This window comes from Bacteroides stercoris ATCC 43183, assembly GCF_025147325.1.
GTDB classification, from domain to species: Bacteria; Bacteroidota; Bacteroidia; order Bacteroidales; family Bacteroidaceae; genus Bacteroides; species Bacteroides stercoris.
Genome location: NZ_CP102262.1, coordinates 3,107,418 through 3,123,646, shown reverse-complemented (window position 1 = coordinate 3,123,646; position 16,229 = coordinate 3,107,418). Strand labels below are relative to the sequence as shown.

The window sequence follows — 16,229 nt, the reverse complement described above, 5'->3', positions numbered from 1 at the left end:
CAAGTGGCGGCACGTTGCGCCGGTTGGCAGTCATTGACCGGGTCAAGCATCTGTCCGATACCGCTTTAAGGGCGTAACTTTGCACCCGGACAGCAGGGTTCGCCGATGACGCGCGGCCCGGAGTCCTGAAAGGTATTTTCCCAATCCGTCCCCTGACGGATTTTTATGTTCACCTGAACATAGCAAGATGTCTTTTCAGCCGCTCAAAATATTTTGAGCAGCCACGAAAAGCACTTGCCCTTGCAGGGGGCGGGCTTTCCCTCCGAAGTCGGGAAGCCTTTCAGAACTGCGGTGCTGTAATCCGAAGCGGCGGCTTATGCCGTCAATCCGCTAAATCCAAAGTAATATGAAAGAGAAAAGGAAAAGCAAATCAGGGAGAAATCCCAAACTTGATCCGGCGGTGTACCGGTACACCGTCCGTTTCAACGAGGAGGAACACAACCGTTTCCTCGCCATGTTCGGAAAATCGGGTGTCTATGCACGGTCTGTTTTCCTCAAAGCGCACTTCTTCGGGCAACCGTTCAAGGTGCTGAAGGTGGACAAGACGTTGGTGGACTATTACACCAAACTGTCGGATTTTCATGCACAATTCCGTGCCGTGGGTACGAATTACAACCAAGTCGTGAAGGAACTGAGGCTGCATTTTTCAGAGAAAAAGGCGATGGCGTTGCTCTACAAATTAGAGCAACACACCGTCGAACTCGTGAAACTGAGCCGCCGGATTGTGGAACTTTCAAGGGAAATGGAGGCAAAATGGTCGCAAAAATCAGTGTAGGAAGTTCGTTGTACGGCGCGATTGCCTACAACGGGGAGAAGATTAACGAGGCGCAGGGGCGGCTTCTCACCACCAACCGCATCTACAATGACGGTTCGGGAACGGTGGACATAGGCAAGGCGATGGAGGGTTTTCTCACCTTCCTGCCACCGCAGATGAAGATCGAGAAGCCGGTGGTGCATATCTCTCTCAACCCGCACCCGGAGGATGTGCTGACCGATATTGAGTTGCAGAATATCGCCCGCGAGTATCTGGAAAAACTCGGTTTCGGAAACCAGCCTTATCTTGTATTCAAGCACGAGGACATCGACCGCCACCACCTGCACATCGTGACGGTCAACGTGGACGAGAACGGGAAAAGGCTCAACCGGGATTTTCTCTACCGCCGCAGCGACCGTATCCGCAGGGAACTGGAACAGAAGTACGGATTGCATCCGGCAGAACGTAAAAATCAGAGATTGGATAATCCGTTGCGCAAGGTGGCCGCATCGGCAGGTGATGTGAAGAAGCAGGTAGGCAACACCGTGAAGGCTCTGAATGGGCAGTACCGTTTCCAGACGATGGGCGAATACCGTGCGCTCCTTTCCTTATATAATATGACGGTGGAGGAAGCGAGGGGCAACGTGCGCGGACGGGAGTATCACGGGCTGGTCTATTCCGTCACGGACGACAAGGGTAACAAGGTGGGCAACCCGTTCAAATCCTCGCTTTTCGGGAAGTCCGCAGGCTATGAAGCCGTACAGAAGAAGTTTGTCCGTTCCAAATCGGAAATCAAGGATAGGAAACTGGCAGACATGACGAAACGCACCGTCCTTTCCGTGCTGCAAGGCACTTATGACAAGGACAAATTTGTATCCCAACTCAAAGAGAAGGGCATCGACACCGTACTGCGCTACACAGAGGAAGGGCGCATCTATGGGGCTACCTTCATCGACCACCGCACGGGATGCGTGCTGAACGGTTCGCGCATGGGTAAGGAGCTTTCGGCGAATGCCTTGCAGGAACACTTCACCCTGCCATACGCCGGACAACCGCCGATACCGCTATCCATCCCTGTGGATGCTGCGGACAAGGCACACGGGCAGACCGCCTACGACAGTGAAGATATATCGGGCGGTATGGGCTTGCTCACTCCCGAAGGTCCGGCGGTAGATGCCGAGGAAGAGGCTTTCATCCGGGCGATGAAGCGCAAAAAGAAGAAAAAACGCAAGGGCTTGGGTATGTAATCAGAGTATCAACAATTAAAAAATCAATGTATGTCACAACAAGAAGACGATTTGAGGGCATTGGCGAAAATCATGGATTTTCTGCGTGCCGTGAGTATCATTTTAGTGGTCATGAACGTGTACTGGTTCTGCTACGAAGCCATCCGGCTGTGGGGCGTGAACATCGGCGTGGTGGACAAAATCCTTCTGAACTTCGACCGCACGGCGGGGCTGTTCCATTCCATTCTCTACACGAAGCTGTTTTCCGTCCTTTTGCTTGCCTTGTCCTGTCTGGGTACGAAGGGTGTCAAGGGTGAGAAAATCACTTGGGGGAGAATCTGGACAGCATTTGCCGTCGGGTTCGTGCTGTTTTTCCTGAACTGGTGGTTGCTGCCCCTGCCGCTGCCGCTTGAAGCGGTGACGGGACTGTATGTCCTTACCATTGGAACGGGCTATGTCTGCCTGTTGATGGGTGGTCTGTGGATGAGCCGCCTGTTGAAACACAATTTGATGGAGGATGTTTTCAACAACGAGAACGAGAGTTTCATGCAGGAAACGAGGCTTATCGAAAGCGAGTATTCGGTCAATCTGCCGACACGTTTCTATTACAGGAAACGCTGGAACAACGGTTGGATCAATGTAGTTAATCCCTTCCGTGCGTCCATCGTGTTGGGTACGCCGGGCAGCGGCAAGTCCTATGCCGTGGTAAACAATTTTATCAAGCAACAGATTGAAAAGGGCTTTAGTCAATACATCTACGATTTCAAGTATCCCGACCTATCTACTATTGCCTACAACCATTTGCTGAACCACCCGGACGGCTACAAGGTAAAGCCGAAGTTCTATGTGATCAACTTCGACGACCCGCGACGCTCTCATCGGTGCAATCCCATTCACCCGGATTTTATGGAAGATATTACGGATGCCTATGAGAGTGCCTACACAATAATGCTCAACCTCAATAAAACGTGGGTGCAAAAGCAGGGCGACTTCTTCGTGGAGTCACCTATCATTCTGTTTGCCAGTATTATCTGGTATCTCAAAATCTATCAGAACGGGAAGTTTTGCACGTTTCCCCATGCTATCGAGTTTCTGAACCGCCGTTACGAGGATATATTTCCGATACTGACCTCTTATCCGGAGCTGGAGAACTACCTTTCGCCGTTCATGGATGCGTGGCTTGGAGGGGCTGCGGAGCAGCTCATGGGTCAGATAGCGTCGGCAAAAATCCCGCTTTCGAGGATGATTTCACCGCAGCTCTACTGGGTGATGTCAGACAGCGAGTTTACGCTGGACATCAACAATCCCGAAGAGCCGAAAATCCTCTGCGTGGGTAACAATCCCGACCGTCAGAATATCTACGGTGCGGCACTCGGTCTGTATAATTCCCGTATCGTGAAGCTCATCAACAAGAAGGGGATGCTGAAGTCATCGGTCATCATCGACGAGTTGCCCACAATATACTTCAAAGGGTTGGACAATCTTATAGCTACCGCCCGAAGCAACAAGGTTGCCGTGTGTCTGGGCTTTCAGGATTTCAGCCAGTTAGTGCGTGACTACGGGGACAAAGAGGCGAAAGTGGTGATGAACACTGTCGGCAATATTTTCTCCGGTCAGGTGGTGGGGGAAACAGCCAAGACGCTCTCCGAGCGGTTCGGTAAGGTGTTGCAGAAACGGCAGTCCATCTCCATCAACCGGCAGGATGTTTCCACCTCCATCAACACGCAGATGGACGCGCTCATTCCACCGAGTAAGATTTCCGGGCTTACGCAGGGAATGTTTGTCGGTTCTGTATCCGACAACTTCAACGAGCGTATCGAGCAGAAGATTTTTCATTGCGAGATTGTGGTGGATGCCGAAAAGGTGAAACGGGAAGAAAGTGCCTACAAGAAAATTCCCGTCATTACAAACTTCACGGACGAGGACGGCAACGACCGCATGAAGGAAACGGTGCAGGCGAACTACCGGCGCATCAAGGAAGAGGTGAAGCAGATTGTGCAGGAGGAACTGGAGCGTATCAAAAACGATCCGGTGCTGTGTAAACTGCTACCAGATAATGAGACTGTCTAACAAGTCCCCAAAATTGAAAATTATCCCTATCGAAGTTTGAAGTGACCCCCAAAAGTTGGATACAATTTTTTTGGGGGGCACTTCAGTTCTGACGGGTAAAATCGTAAAATTCGGACTTGTTAGACAAATACTTACGCGGTTTCAACCTCAGGTACTGAATCTATCGAATTGACAAATTTAACCAATTGCGGATCTGAATCTTTTTGTATGAGGTTTCGGAGACTCTTTTTCAATTCATAAGCATCATCCCCTGCTGTATTTATTAAATCCATATAAAAATCTTTGTTTTGCAGAATCAATGAACGGCATGCCCCATCGGAAATTACAGGTTTCACTATTTTATCAATAACGTCTCCAGCTTGACTTTTCAAATTACCATGCGATCTAAGCCATGTTTCGAAAAATTGAAACTTTATTGCATTGATAGTCTTTTTACCGATGCAGAAATCATTTCTTATATCGGTAACTGTCGATTTAATTTTTCGTTTATCCAATCTTTCAACTATATTCTTGAAACAATTAGGGAAAGGATTCAAACTTTGAGTTCCAGAAGCAATATCCATCAGAATCTTTTTGCCAAATTCAGTCAAGTTATCTGGCAAGGATTTGATTTTAGCCAGTAAATGTTTTATTGCGACAAACCAATAATATGATGTATGTGCTGTTCTTTGGGCGTATAATGTATCAACACTTATTTCAGACAACGCTTCGAACGCTATTTTATTGATATGATCGGTCAGGACATTGCTTATTTTAGTGGTCAAATCGTAAAAAGATGCGTCAGGAATTACATCTTTAATATTGTTCTTAGTGATATACTTATCCAAATCGGTATTCCACTCTGCTAAATGCTCGATAAATACCTCATCCGTTACACCTATTCTGTTCTTAATATCTTCAAATTGGGGCAATATGTCTGAGAGCAATAATTTATAGCCAAGTTTATGATTTACCATGTATTGTAGTGTTTCATTTAATAGCGGTATATTCCATCCCACACTATTTACTAATAAGTCTCCATGATCCACATAATAGTCCATGAGTTCTGCAACATATTTTATATCTCCACCCTCTATTAAGGAAACGGAATGACCATGTGCCAATTGCATGGCGACTAAATCGTAATATCCAGACTCTTTAATGTTTCGGCCATCAGTTTCTAATTCAGAATGCAACTGATTTATGTAGGTTGAATCTAACGTTACAGGTAAAGGTCTTTCTTCGTCAGATGCCAATAAACGATAGGTTGTAAATATAGCCCCTATATTATCTTTATTTACATTCTGTTCATCAATGCAATTCGTGATCGCTTGCAAAAGCGTTGGAAACGTATAGGTAGAATTATCTTTTAACGTTTTTACAATATCTGCATGGTCGAAATTATCGGGTAGTAAGTTTGCCAAATAATTATCGAGCGCCTCCGAATTTGTTGCTACTTGATAATATTTATATGCTTTAGTTGTCGCGTTATCCCGATAGGCAGCATCTGTTGCATTTGCAGCTTGAATATAATCGATAAATGTATTTGGCTTGACTGTTTTTGCTTCAATCAATGACGTAAAATCGCACGCCAACTTATTTTGCGCAATAAACCTGTCTATTGCATCTAACGTTTTGAAATAGTCGCCGCCATTGAAGTCATTGAACCGAACTATCTTCTTATATAATTGAGCAATCACATGGTTTTGGCTTTCCGTGTCTAAATGCAACAGCAGTTCTTGGTATTCGACAGGGAACACCTGCTTCTCTATGGATTCTTTTAATTTCAATTGTGCTATTCTTTGCCATACACGCAGAATAACATCGCTCTTTCGAGTTAATTTATGCAAACAATGTATAATCTTATCGATAAGCGCATTGTCCATACATTGTATAACTTCTTCTAATACAGTGTCAAATTGTTTATTAGTCTCTGCATATTGATTTATGTCGTGGTCTTCTTCTCCGTTGATGCAGCCTTCAATATATTTTTTCAATGGAATTTGTCGAGCATCTTCAACATCGACACCATATACCAAAGCTGCAATTTCGCGTTGTGTTTGCAGATCATTGTTAATTATTGTTTGAATGCCATTCAGATAGTCGCCGGACAATATTTGTTCTACTGGATTTGCCAGAATATCCGTCTTCTTCAAACAGAACAATGCTATGTTTATCATCAAAATTTCGTTACACCACTCTTGTTTAAGAGCGACCATCTCATTGATATATGATATAATTTCCCTAACATTGGCATTAGGATTTACCAATCTGAATATCCGATTTATAGTTTCTTTCGCTTCATTTTCTGTTTCTCCAAATGCTTCAACAAACAGTTTGTTGAATATACTTCGATAGTCGGTAATAACAGGAGGAGCAACACGATAAACAATAGGGAAAGTTTTATTGATAAAATACTTGGTCAGTTGTTTCGTTTGTTCGTCGGTCTCATCTCCGAATGCACAAGCTAAATGTGTTTCATCGAAAGGAATAACAGCCCAAACATTTTCAAAACCGCTATCGGCGAAGAACGTATGGATAGAAGACCATAATTCTTTTACTTTTTCAGCGGGGAGACGATCCATGTTGTCAAAAACAAGGACTAATTTACGTTGTCCTTTTTCCTTGATAAAATCAGAAATGTCTTGCATCCATGTTTTGAACTCGTAAACCGTTGGTTCGTCTTCGCTCAAAGTCTCATAGCAAACGTCCTTTTCGACTTTATCTTGATAAATAGCTAACATATAACTCCATCCATATTTATGATCTTTGCTATATGCCCATTTCCAAACGCACAATGCAATAAGAACTGGCAGTGCAGCTATGATAATAGACAATAAAGAAAACCACCATGTTGTGGGTGTAGGTTTTACTGCATACGCAATAAATGTAAATATCGGAGTTAAAACTGCAACCAAAAATGCCGCAACCATACCATTACTGATAAGGGGATATTTTTCGGTTACGGTCTCCGTTTTACGGGCTAATAAATATTTCAGCTTTTCAGACCATGATACGGTTTTCGTACCTCCACCTTTGACTTTTATTGTTGCATTTCCAGATAGGATACCATCATCAATAAGTTTGCTTGTAAGCAATTCCAATATAGAGCGGCGTTGCAAGTCCTCTTGATGTCCCCATGCGTCATACTCAAAAAAGTAATAGTCGTCTGATAATTCACGTTCCAACATTTTAACCACGTTGGATTTTCTAGATCCCCAAATACCTTCGATGCCGATAATTCGAGGTAAAGTACATTCCTCATCCAATGAATCATTCTGACAAAAATGGCGAGCAATAGTTTTTGCCAACCTTTCTTGCGAACCTCCATCGAATTTGTCAATACCACACGGTTTATTTTGGATAAACCGCGGATATTGCTGTTTGGATTGTAGTTTTGTTTCCATATACGTAATTTATTGATTATACGAACTCCAAATAATTCTCCCGATTTACCACATGAAACTCGGCATAGGGATAGGCTTCTTGGAAGGCTTTCGGTGCGGCCGGCATTTTATTTCCCCACTTGAACTCCAAGGCGGTAAGACTGTCGGCACTCTCCTCAATCAGGTCGATTTCCTGTTTGTCGTAGGTGCGCCAGAAATAGAACTCCCTGTGCAGTCCCTCATTGAAGTTCGCTTTGCGCCGCTCTCCGATGATGTAGTTCTCCCACAGCGCACCGACATCCTGCCGAATGGCCAGCGGTGAGAAAGCCCCGATAATGGCATTGCGAATGCCGTTGTCGTAGAAGTACCACTTGCCAGCTTTTGTAACCTCCTTGCGTAGGTTACGCGAATAAGCCCCCAGACGATAGATAACGAAGACCTTTTCCAATAGGTCGAGGTATTTTTCAACGGTCGTCTTGCTCATGCCGAGTTGTTTACCTAACTCTTCGTAAGAAACTTCGCTGCCCAACTGAAAAGCTATCAATCGCAGTAGATCGCGCATCTTGCTCGAATTTTTTAAGCCGTCAATTGCTAAGATATCTTTAAGCAGGTATGCACCGACAATATCACGTAGGTAGTCTGTTTTACGTTCATAGTTCTCCATCATTACTACTTCGGGATAGGAACCGTAAATCAAGCGCGCTTCGAGGTTCTGGCGGGTTTCAAGTGCCGTTTCCGTCTGTGCGATTTCCCGTTGCGAGAATGGTGTAAGGAGAAATTGCGTACTGCGGCCGACCAACGGTTCACCAGTCTTATTCAGCAAATCGAATGACGAAGAACCACTTGCCAAGACACTTATTCCCGGTATTTCATCAACTATCAACTTCAGAATACTACCGATTTGTGGTATGTTCTGTGCCTCATCAATAGCCAGCAAATCAATACCATCCAATAAATGCCGATAATTGGCTATTGAGCGATTCTCCAATAGTGCTAATGTGTCGTAGTCTTCGCCGTTGAGCATCATCGTCCTACCTGAATAGTTGTCCACAATTTTACGCATCATTACCGTTTTACCAACACGGCGAGCACCAAAAATCAGTACTGCTTTATTGGGCGCGATTCGTGCTGTAATCTTCTCTTGAAGTATTCTATTTACTGTTTCCATACCTTATAAAATATAATGCAAAGATAATCATATTTTTTTAATTGGCGAATTTTACAAAAAAAACGGGCTATTAAATGGCGATTTTTACAACCACAATCTTATGGAAGTTGTTTCATTGTTTTTAGTAATGATATATGTTCATACTATGATGACTCAATAATTTACCAGACATACGTTTCTGAAATTTGTCCTTATAGGAATGAAAAACTCACATATATTGTGCTAATTAATATATAATTAAATGAAAATAAAAAGACAGGATACGAGTATTCCTGTCTTCTCATATGTAATGGATATTTTTTTATTTTCTCATCCGCTCCAACTCCTCATCACGCAACATTCTCTCGTTCAGTTTTTCCTGCATCCTGTCAATGAAATAGGTGCGGCTTTCGTTCTTCCGGCGTTTGATATCAGTGTAGAAGCGGTAGCAGTCTTTAGAATCAACCCCGAATATCTTATAGAGAAGTGGGGCGAGCTGTTTGAGCGGCATATTGCCGTTGTTGATGCAGCCCATCACGTCTATGCCGTAGATAAGTTCCACGAGGTCGATGGCATTGCCCGTCCATTGAAGAAGGCTGGCGGTGGTTTCTGTTGCGTTGTTGGCGGATATTAGTGGTGGCACTTGGGGCGTGGCAAGGAATTTCTGCATCTTTCTTACGAAAGACAGAGCCTTGCTGACGTAGGCGGCAATCTCTCTTTTTTCTTCTGACAGATTACGTACGGGATGGTGCTGCAACTCGATTTCGATGTAGGCAAGCGCGATGACGGTAAGGTTCATGTCCATGCCGCCGTTGCACAGTTCGATCACTTGGGTGGCGAAAGCCGTGTATGCCGTTTCCATATTGCAGTCGCCGGCTTCGTTTATCAGGCGGAAAAAGTCGGTTTCCGCCAGCAAGAAATAATTCATGGTTCTGTCAATTTTGAAAATTACACTTTGTTTTCTGCGTGCGCACATGAATATAATTGGCAAAAAACGCGGCAGAAAATAAAAAATCCAACACTCAATTTTACAAAGTGCTGGATTTCAGAGGTATAAAATTCAGTATTTTTTCACAAGGACAAATTATCTCCGACTTAAATTGTTTGTAATCGGAACATTTATTCTATTCCTGAAAATAGAAATGTATGCTTGCCGCACATTTTGGCTATCTTGCTTTTTTATCAAGGATATAGATAATGCGACATACACCGTTGGGATAGCTTTTCAAAGAGGAAAGCGTCCAGTGTTGCTCTGGCAGAGCCGACTTAAAAAAATGTCGTCCGCTTCCGGATATGAAAGGAACGGTGTATAGTATGATTTCATCCACAGCGTGCATCCGCAGCAGTCCGTTTATATAGTCTGCCGTGTCCGGTGTGGCTTCCGCGAGGTAACGGATGTTTGTGCAGTCTTTTCTCCATTCGTGCAGCATTGAAATGGAATAGTCCGGTGTCACACGGTAAAAGGCTTTCTTCCTGATTTCATCAAGACCGCAACGGTCAAGGCACAAATCCTGATGTGCTTTATCATATAACTCTGAAGAAAGACATCCGTCCATCGTCAGTACGGCGAGAATCTGAACTTTACCCATAATCGTTTCCTTTCGTTAGGCAAGGGTAAAAAAGTAGCGTGCAATTCACACTACCTTCAAGCGATGGCTCTGGTAAAGCCTTTACGGAGAGTACGTGAATGCACGCTATGCGTAAGCATAGCATAAGCATCACGCAATCGTCTCCGTAGTTCCAATTTACCAGATTTTCGCTTGAAACGCCTTGCGGTCTTATCCTATATGTTGGCGGCGAAAAGCTCCTGCCAATCGCCGTTTTTCTCAAATGTTATGCAAAGATAGCCAAATTCAGTGAATTACGGGCTATGATTGCTTGAATTTATATTTAAGTCCATACTCTTCAAGTTTGCTGTATAGTGTTGTCCTGCCTATGCCGAGCAGTTCTGCGGCGACACTCCGGTTGCCGTTTGCCTGTTTCAACGCACGCAATATCCGCTCCTTATCCTCCGCGTCATTGCGCAAGGCGAAGCTGACAGTAGAGGTCGGTTTCGTCACGGCAAGTTCCAGATGCTCTTTCATGACAACACCTTCCTGCGCCTGCAATACAGCACCCATAACTTTCTGCCGAAGTTCCCGCACGTTGCCCGGCCATGCGTGTGTCAGCAACGCTTTACGTGCTTCGGAACTGAACCCGCTCACGCTACACTCCAGCTCTCTGTTTGCCATATCACGGAAGAACTCTGCCAGCGGCATAATGTCTTCTTGACAGTCACGCAACGGAGGAACGGTTATCCCGAAGTCGTGCAGGCGGTACAGAAGATCCTGCCGAAAACGCTTTTCATTCACCGATACCTCCAAATCTTCATTGGTAGCAGCGATGATGCGGACATTGAAATTCCGGTCTGCCTTGTCTCCGACCGGGCGATACCGCCTCTCCTGTATGGCACGGAGCAACATCTGTTGGGTTTCCAACGCGAGGTTTCCTACCTCGTCCAGAAACAACGTGCCGCCTTCCGCCTCATGGAAATATCCTTTCTTGGCATTGTCCGCACCTGTAAATGCACCTTTGACGTGTCCGAAGAAAGCCGACGGTGCAAGCTCTTTGGAGAGTGAACCGCAGTCCACCGCCACAAATGGCTTGCCTGCACGTTTGCTCTTGTCATGCAACAGGTGGGCAATATGCTCCTTGCCCGTGCCGTTCTCACCAAATATCATCACGCTCATATCGGTGGCGGCTACCAGCCTTATGCGGTGCATGATTTTCTGAAAGGCGGAACCTTCACGGGCGAATATAGGCATACGGCGTTGTCCTGCCTGACGTTCTTTCAGTATGGAACGGATCAGGGGGACAAGTTTATCCTCCACAAGCTGTTTGGGAATATAGTCTATCGAGCCGAGTTTCATGCTTTCCACGGCGGTATTAACTTCGGCGTAGTCGGTCATAATGATGAAGGGCTGCATCTTTCCCTCCTTTCGCATCCAGCACAAAAGGTCTATGCCACTGCCGTCAGGCAGACGCAGGTCGGCAACCACGATATCATTATCTGTTGCCTGTTGCAGATGTTTCTTCGCGGTTGAGAGGTGGTAAGCCTTCATATTGCGGTAGCCCTCCCGTGACAGCATATTGCAGACATATTCGCAATACACGATGTTGTCTTCCACCACAATTATTTTTGTCTTATTCATCTTCGTATTTTCTCCTTTCCTCTTCTGCCAACCGTATTATTTCCACTCCCTTATCCAGCACGGCAGTCACGGCATGGCTTAACGCTTCACCATCCGGGAGAGCATCGCCACGAAGCAATCCGTAAAGTACATTCAGCGGTTGGTCGGCACGGAGCACCTCCCACGAACTGCGCAGGTGGTGGATCAGGGAATCCAGCTTTTGCAGGTCTTTTTCTTTTGCTGCATCCCGTACCGCCTGCATTTCCTTTTCTGTTTCAGTTATCAACTTTTCCAGCATGACGGCTTCATTGCCATAGGACAATAAGGCGGAAAAGTCCGGTTTCCCGTCCGGTGTCGCTTTTATGGCACACCTGTCGGAAACCTCCATCAGTTCCGATATGGAGAACGGTTTGAACAGGCATCCGGCAAAGCCTTTTGCCAATAGTTCCCCTTTGTTACAACTGCCCGAAGCGGTTGCCACAACCACCGGGATTGTTGGTGAATTGCCCACGTTGGACGAACGCAACAGTTCCAGCAATTCGAAACCGTTTATATCGGGCATATTCAAGTCTGTCAGCAACAGGCTGTATTCTTTCTGGCGTATCATTTCCATCAGTGCCGCAGCATCGGTGCAAGTGTCGCAGTGTATTCCTTCTTGGGAATACATCTCTTTCAGCATCAGAAGTAATACCTCATCATTGTCAATGGCGACAACATCATGGAATTTATTGTTATGATAAACAGGTGTATTGCTTGTATATCCAAGCTGTTCTTCAGCTTCCTGCATAGAAATTTCAACTGTGAAACGACTGCCTTTCCCTTTCTTGCTGTCTAAACGGATTGTTCCGCCAAGCATCGACACAATATTACGCATTATGGCAAGCCCAAGCCCGAAACCCTCCTTTGCGGCGGCATTTGATAGACGTTCAAACGCACCGAACGCTTGTTTCTGTTCCTCTTCTGTCATGCCTGTACCTGTATCTTCAACGACCAGTGTCAGAACTCCATTATCATATTCAGTAATCAAAGAAACACCGCCTTCTTCTGTGAACTTGACAGCGTTTGACAGCAGGTTATTCCCGATTTGTATTATTCGCTCTTTGTCGGTCAATACAATGGCATCGTGTCCAGTCTTCACGGACAAGGACAGCCCTTTGTTCACGGCAACAGGCATGAACTCCGTTTCAAGTGTGTGCGTGATTGCTGAAATCCGGCAGGGTGACAGACGGGGCTGTTCCTTGCCGTTGTCCAGGCGGAAGAAGTCAAGCAAAGTGTTAAGCATATCCCGCATACGGTCGGAGGATTGCAGTATGTTTTGGATATACTGCCCGGACTTATCCTCACACTGTTCTTTCCGTATCAGTCCGGCATAGCCTGTTATTGCTGTCAGCGGTGTGCGCAGTTCATGGGTGATAGTATGTACCGCCTTCTTCCTTGACGTTATCAGTGCCTCGTTCCGTTGTACGGATTGTTCCAGTTGCCTTATCAAATCAGTTGTCTTGTGCTTGTATTGTTTAATGCTTTTTGCATCACGATGTATGATGATGTAGGAAATTAACAACAATAGAAGAACGAATCCCATTAAACCGCCTACTTGCATAAATGACTTTTCACGCATGGCAACTATTTCGTTTTCCCGGCTTTGCAGTTCGGTTTGTACCTTTTCTTCTATTTGGCAAATCAATTCTTGCAGTTGTCTGTTAAGTTCTGCATTACGAGCTGCAAGGCTGTCGGCTTGTTCCGACAATTGGCGATCCTGCACTTTCTGTTCGCTGATTACGTTTCTATTGACCGAATGAAGGATAGTGGTTGATACTGCTGGAGTTACTTCCTTTTTTTTGCCGAATATGCCTAAGAAACCTTTTCGTTTTGGCTTTTTGGACTGTTCCTGCACACTTTTCTGTACAATAACCGGAATTTGATTGGCTATCTTCTTGTTAATAGATTGTTGTTCATCCATTAACCGGACTATCTGGAACATCTGTCGTTCCTTATCCTCTAAAAGACTGCGCACACTATCGATGCGCTCTGCTGGATAGGTGGCCTTGAAACGGCAGAGCATACTGTCCATTGCCATACGCCGTGCATGGTAATGCTCGATATCTTTATCGTTCCATTCCAGTATTGTTTCACCCAATAGAGAAAATTTTATCATTTGAATATTGATATTGTTTATTTCTTTTCGGAGCTCGTCTATTTTTTTATTGCCAAGTTCTAATGCTTCTATCTCCTGCCATTCATAGAGGCTATTATATGCCATACATCCGATAAGAATGGAGATAAGTATATATCCCAACCGTATTGCCTTATAGAAATTTCCTGACCGCTCCATTATTTTAATGACATTGATTTTTGGAACATGAATAAAAGTTTATCTTTTTCGTTCATGCGGATATTATCAGAATAACCGTCTTTTGTTATTTGATACCCACATGGCTTAACCATAAAAATGCCTAAGCCCTTAGTGTACGAACTTACTTCTGAGGCATAGTCTTTACTTGTATTTAATGGAACTTTCCCTTTAATATGACACCACTCATTATTACAACTGATGTCTTCAATCTCAGACATCAGTTTTTGCAAATCTGTAATAGCTTTGGAACTCGCTACTTGGGGTATCTGCAACTCAAAACAGAGCATCGGTTCGAGAATGTCCACACCTGACTGTTGCAAAGCCAGCCTGAAGACATAAGGGGTCAGCTGTCTGAAATCAGCAGGTGTACTTACCGGGCTATAATACTCGGCTTGAGTAAAAGTTACTTTCAGATCTGTCACTTCCCATCCATGTAAACCAGATTGGCAAGACATACGAATCCCTTCAAAAACGGCATTTTGAAAAGAATGGTTCAGATAACCATAGGAGATGTCACTTTCGATTTGCAACCCTGCCCCTAACGGTAAGGGTTCAAGAGTCAGCCCTATTGTGGCCCAGTAAGGGTTGGGTGGTACTTCGATCTGAATAATCTTATTGACCTTTTTTATAGGTCGTTCTTTGTAGATAGTCTTGATCTCATCAAAATGGACCTTTACGGAAAATCGTTCTTCCAGCAATGTCTGTATGATTTCCTTTTGGGTCAAACCATATAACGAGATTTCCAATTCATCACTATATGAGTTTATGGAAAAGGACAAAGACGGGTCTTCAATCCACAATGTATTCAGAGCGGATATCACCTTGCTTCTCTCTTCGGGCTTATTTGGCCGGACGGAGGATTTGAGAGCGGGATGCTGATGAGATAATCCTTGAATCAAACAAGGTTTAGCACCTAAATAATCTCCGATTCGAAAATCTTCTATATCTTCTACAATCGCGATATCATTGGCACCCACTTCATCAACATTTATCTCTCTGCCCTGATAAATAGTCTTTAGATTTTTAATCTTGATGAATTTTTCCGAATCGTTGATTCTTACAACGTCTCGAAGTCTCAGACTTCCGTCAATTATTTTAAGAAAACTTCTTTTATGCCCTTTGGGGTCATGCTCTATCTTATAGAGATAAGCTGAAAGTCTGTTTGAGACTGATGCCGGAGGAAGTATAAAAGAAGAAATGGCGTCCAACAACTCATTGATACCGATATTGAACATTGCTGATCCATGTAGCACCGGATAGACTTTGGCTTTTGCCACAAGAGCGATTATCGTATTCCAATAATCAGCCGGTGAAATTTCGCTATCCGCCAAATATCGTTCTAATATATCGTCGTCATGGTTGCATACAAATTCTTTGTATTCTTCCTTTATATATGTTTGGGAGCAAACCGGATAAACCGATCCATCGACAACAGTTTGCATAAACAGGACATCTTGCGACAGATTTGTTTTTATATCCATATACAAACGCTCCAAATTCACACCGGCACGGTCAATCTTATTGATAAATATAATTGTCGGGATTTGCAGCTTTTGTAAAGTACTGAACAGCAACTTTGTCTGCGCTTGTATGCCTTCCTTTGCGGATAAGATGAGGACTGCTCCATCAAGCATTTTGAATGTCCGCTCCACTTCCGCAATAAAATCCATGTGTCCCGGAGTGTCAATGATATTGCATTTCACTCCATTCCAGATAATAGATGTCGTAGAAGCCCGGACAGTAATTCCTCTACGTTTCTCTATATCCATAGAGTCCGTTATGGTGTCACCATTATCCACACGGCCGCACTTTTCCGTTGCTCCACTGGCAAACAGCAGATTCTCGGTTACGGAAGTTTTTCCTGCATCAATGTGAGCAAGAATTCCTAAATTTATAATATTCATTTGGATTAAGCAATAATATACTACAGTAGATGCATTGTCGAAACGCACCTTTTAATACCTCCTCGTAGCATATGAGAACTACAGGATTACTAACTCGTATTAATATGTATATTATTACTGCCGCATAACGATTACAAAATTACACAAAAAAATATATCTAACAAAAGTGGGAGGATTTTTTAACTTTTTACCATAGACATTTTATTAGGGAAGCGTAGGTTCAACTGGCAAGTACAAATA

10 protein-coding genes are annotated in these 16,229 nt (G+C 44.3%); 3 read left to right on the top strand and 7 right to left on the bottom strand.

The features are described from left to right. Positions 1 to 346 precede the first annotated feature (346 nt). From mobA to mobC, 3 genes are read left to right on the top strand one after another with little or no spacing between them, the layout of a single operon-like run. The gene (mobA, locus tag NQ565_RS12960) at positions 347 to 775 is read left to right on the top strand and encodes a conjugal transfer protein MobA (RefSeq protein WP_004291488.1); all 429 of its coding nucleotides are present in this window, start codon (positions 347 to 349) and stop codon (positions 773 to 775) included. After that, positions 754 to 2,001 carry a conjugal transfer protein MobB gene (gene mobB / locus NQ565_RS12955; protein WP_004291483.1) on the top strand — a complete coding sequence of 416 codons (1,248 nt, stop codon included), beginning with the start codon at positions 754 to 756 and terminating at the stop codon, positions 1,999 to 2,001. The genes mobA and mobB overlap by 22 nt, the downstream gene beginning before the upstream one ends. Positions 2,002 to 2,031: 30 nt before the next feature. Further along, positions 2,032 to 4,050 (top strand): conjugal transfer protein MobC, encoded by a 2,019-nt coding sequence (gene mobC / locus NQ565_RS12950; protein ID WP_004291482.1) that lies wholly within the window; start codon positions 2,032 to 2,034, stop codon positions 4,048 to 4,050. A 131-nt stretch (positions 4,051 to 4,181) separates the two neighbouring features. Here the strand turns inward: mobC and NQ565_RS12945 are convergent, their stop codons facing one another. From NQ565_RS12945 to tet(Q), 7 genes are all read right to left on the bottom strand, one after another. Continuing rightward, complete coding sequence (locus tag NQ565_RS12945; protein ID WP_005653614.1) at positions 4,182 to 7,436, bottom strand: P-loop NTPase fold protein; 3,255 nt, start codon at positions 7,434 to 7,436, stop codon at positions 4,182 to 4,184. Between the two features lie 16 nt (positions 7,437 to 7,452). After that, on the bottom strand, positions 7,453 to 8,583 hold the full coding sequence (locus tag NQ565_RS12940; protein ID WP_004291480.1) for an ATP-binding protein: 1,131 nt from the start codon (positions 8,581 to 8,583) through the stop codon (positions 7,453 to 7,455). A gap of 301 nt (positions 8,584 to 8,884) precedes the next feature. Continuing rightward, positions 8,885 to 9,490 (bottom strand): RteC domain-containing protein, encoded by a 606-nt coding sequence (locus NQ565_RS12935; protein WP_004304269.1) that lies wholly within the window; start codon positions 9,488 to 9,490, stop codon positions 8,885 to 8,887. A 238-nt stretch (positions 9,491 to 9,728) separates the two neighbouring features. Next, positions 9,729 to 10,151, bottom strand: coding sequence for a dihydrofolate reductase family protein (locus tag NQ565_RS12930; protein ID WP_004291474.1), 423 nt, complete (start codon positions 10,149 to 10,151; stop codon positions 9,729 to 9,731). 279 nt (positions 10,152 to 10,430) lie between these two features. Then, positions 10,431 to 11,753, bottom strand: coding sequence for a sigma-54-dependent transcriptional regulator (locus tag NQ565_RS12925; RefSeq protein ID WP_004291471.1), 1,323 nt, complete (start codon positions 11,751 to 11,753; stop codon positions 10,431 to 10,433). After that, complete coding sequence (locus NQ565_RS12920; protein WP_004291467.1) at positions 11,746 to 14,064, bottom strand: hybrid sensor histidine kinase/response regulator; 2,319 nt, start codon at positions 14,062 to 14,064, stop codon at positions 11,746 to 11,748. Before NQ565_RS12920 ends, NQ565_RS12925 begins: the two co-directional genes overlap by 8 nt. Next, entirely contained in the window at positions 14,064 to 15,989 is a 1,926-nt protein-coding gene (gene tet(Q) / locus NQ565_RS12915) for a tetracycline resistance ribosomal protection protein Tet(Q) (RefSeq protein ID WP_004291466.1), read from the bottom strand. Before tet(Q) ends, NQ565_RS12920 begins: the two co-directional genes overlap by 1 nt. Positions 15,990 to 16,229 lie beyond the last annotated feature (240 nt).

What these genes read in the sequence shown, in the direction of transcription:
- mobB (WP_004291483.1), top strand. Translation starts at nt 754, where the DNA reads ATGGTCGCAAAAATCAGTGTAGGAAGTTCGTTGTACGGCGCGATTGCC.
- mobA (WP_004291488.1), top strand. Translation starts at nt 347, where the DNA reads ATGAAAGAGAAAAGGAAAAGCAAATCAGGGAGAAATCCCAAACTTGAT.
- NQ565_RS12930 (WP_004291474.1), bottom strand. Translation starts at nt 10,151, where the DNA reads ATGGGTAAAGTTCAGATTCTCGCCGTACTGACGATGGACGGATGTCTT.
- mobC (WP_004291482.1), top strand. Translation starts at nt 2,032, where the DNA reads ATGTCACAACAAGAAGACGATTTGAGGGCATTGGCGAAAATCATGGAT.
- NQ565_RS12925 (WP_004291471.1), bottom strand. Translation starts at nt 11,753, where the DNA reads ATGAATAAGACAAAAATAATTGTGGTGGAAGACAACATCGTGTATTGC.
- NQ565_RS12940 (WP_004291480.1), bottom strand. Translation starts at nt 8,583, where the DNA reads ATGGAAACAGTAAATAGAATACTTCAAGAGAAGATTACAGCACGAATC.
- NQ565_RS12945 (WP_005653614.1), bottom strand. Translation starts at nt 7,436, where the DNA reads ATGGAAACAAAACTACAATCCAAACAGCAATATCCGCGGTTTATCCAA.
- NQ565_RS12935 (WP_004304269.1), bottom strand. Translation starts at nt 9,490, where the DNA reads ATGAATTATTTCTTGCTGGCGGAAACCGACTTTTTCCGCCTGATAAAC.
- NQ565_RS12920 (WP_004291467.1), bottom strand. Translation starts at nt 14,064, where the DNA reads ATGGAGCGGTCAGGAAATTTCTATAAGGCAATACGGTTGGGATATATA.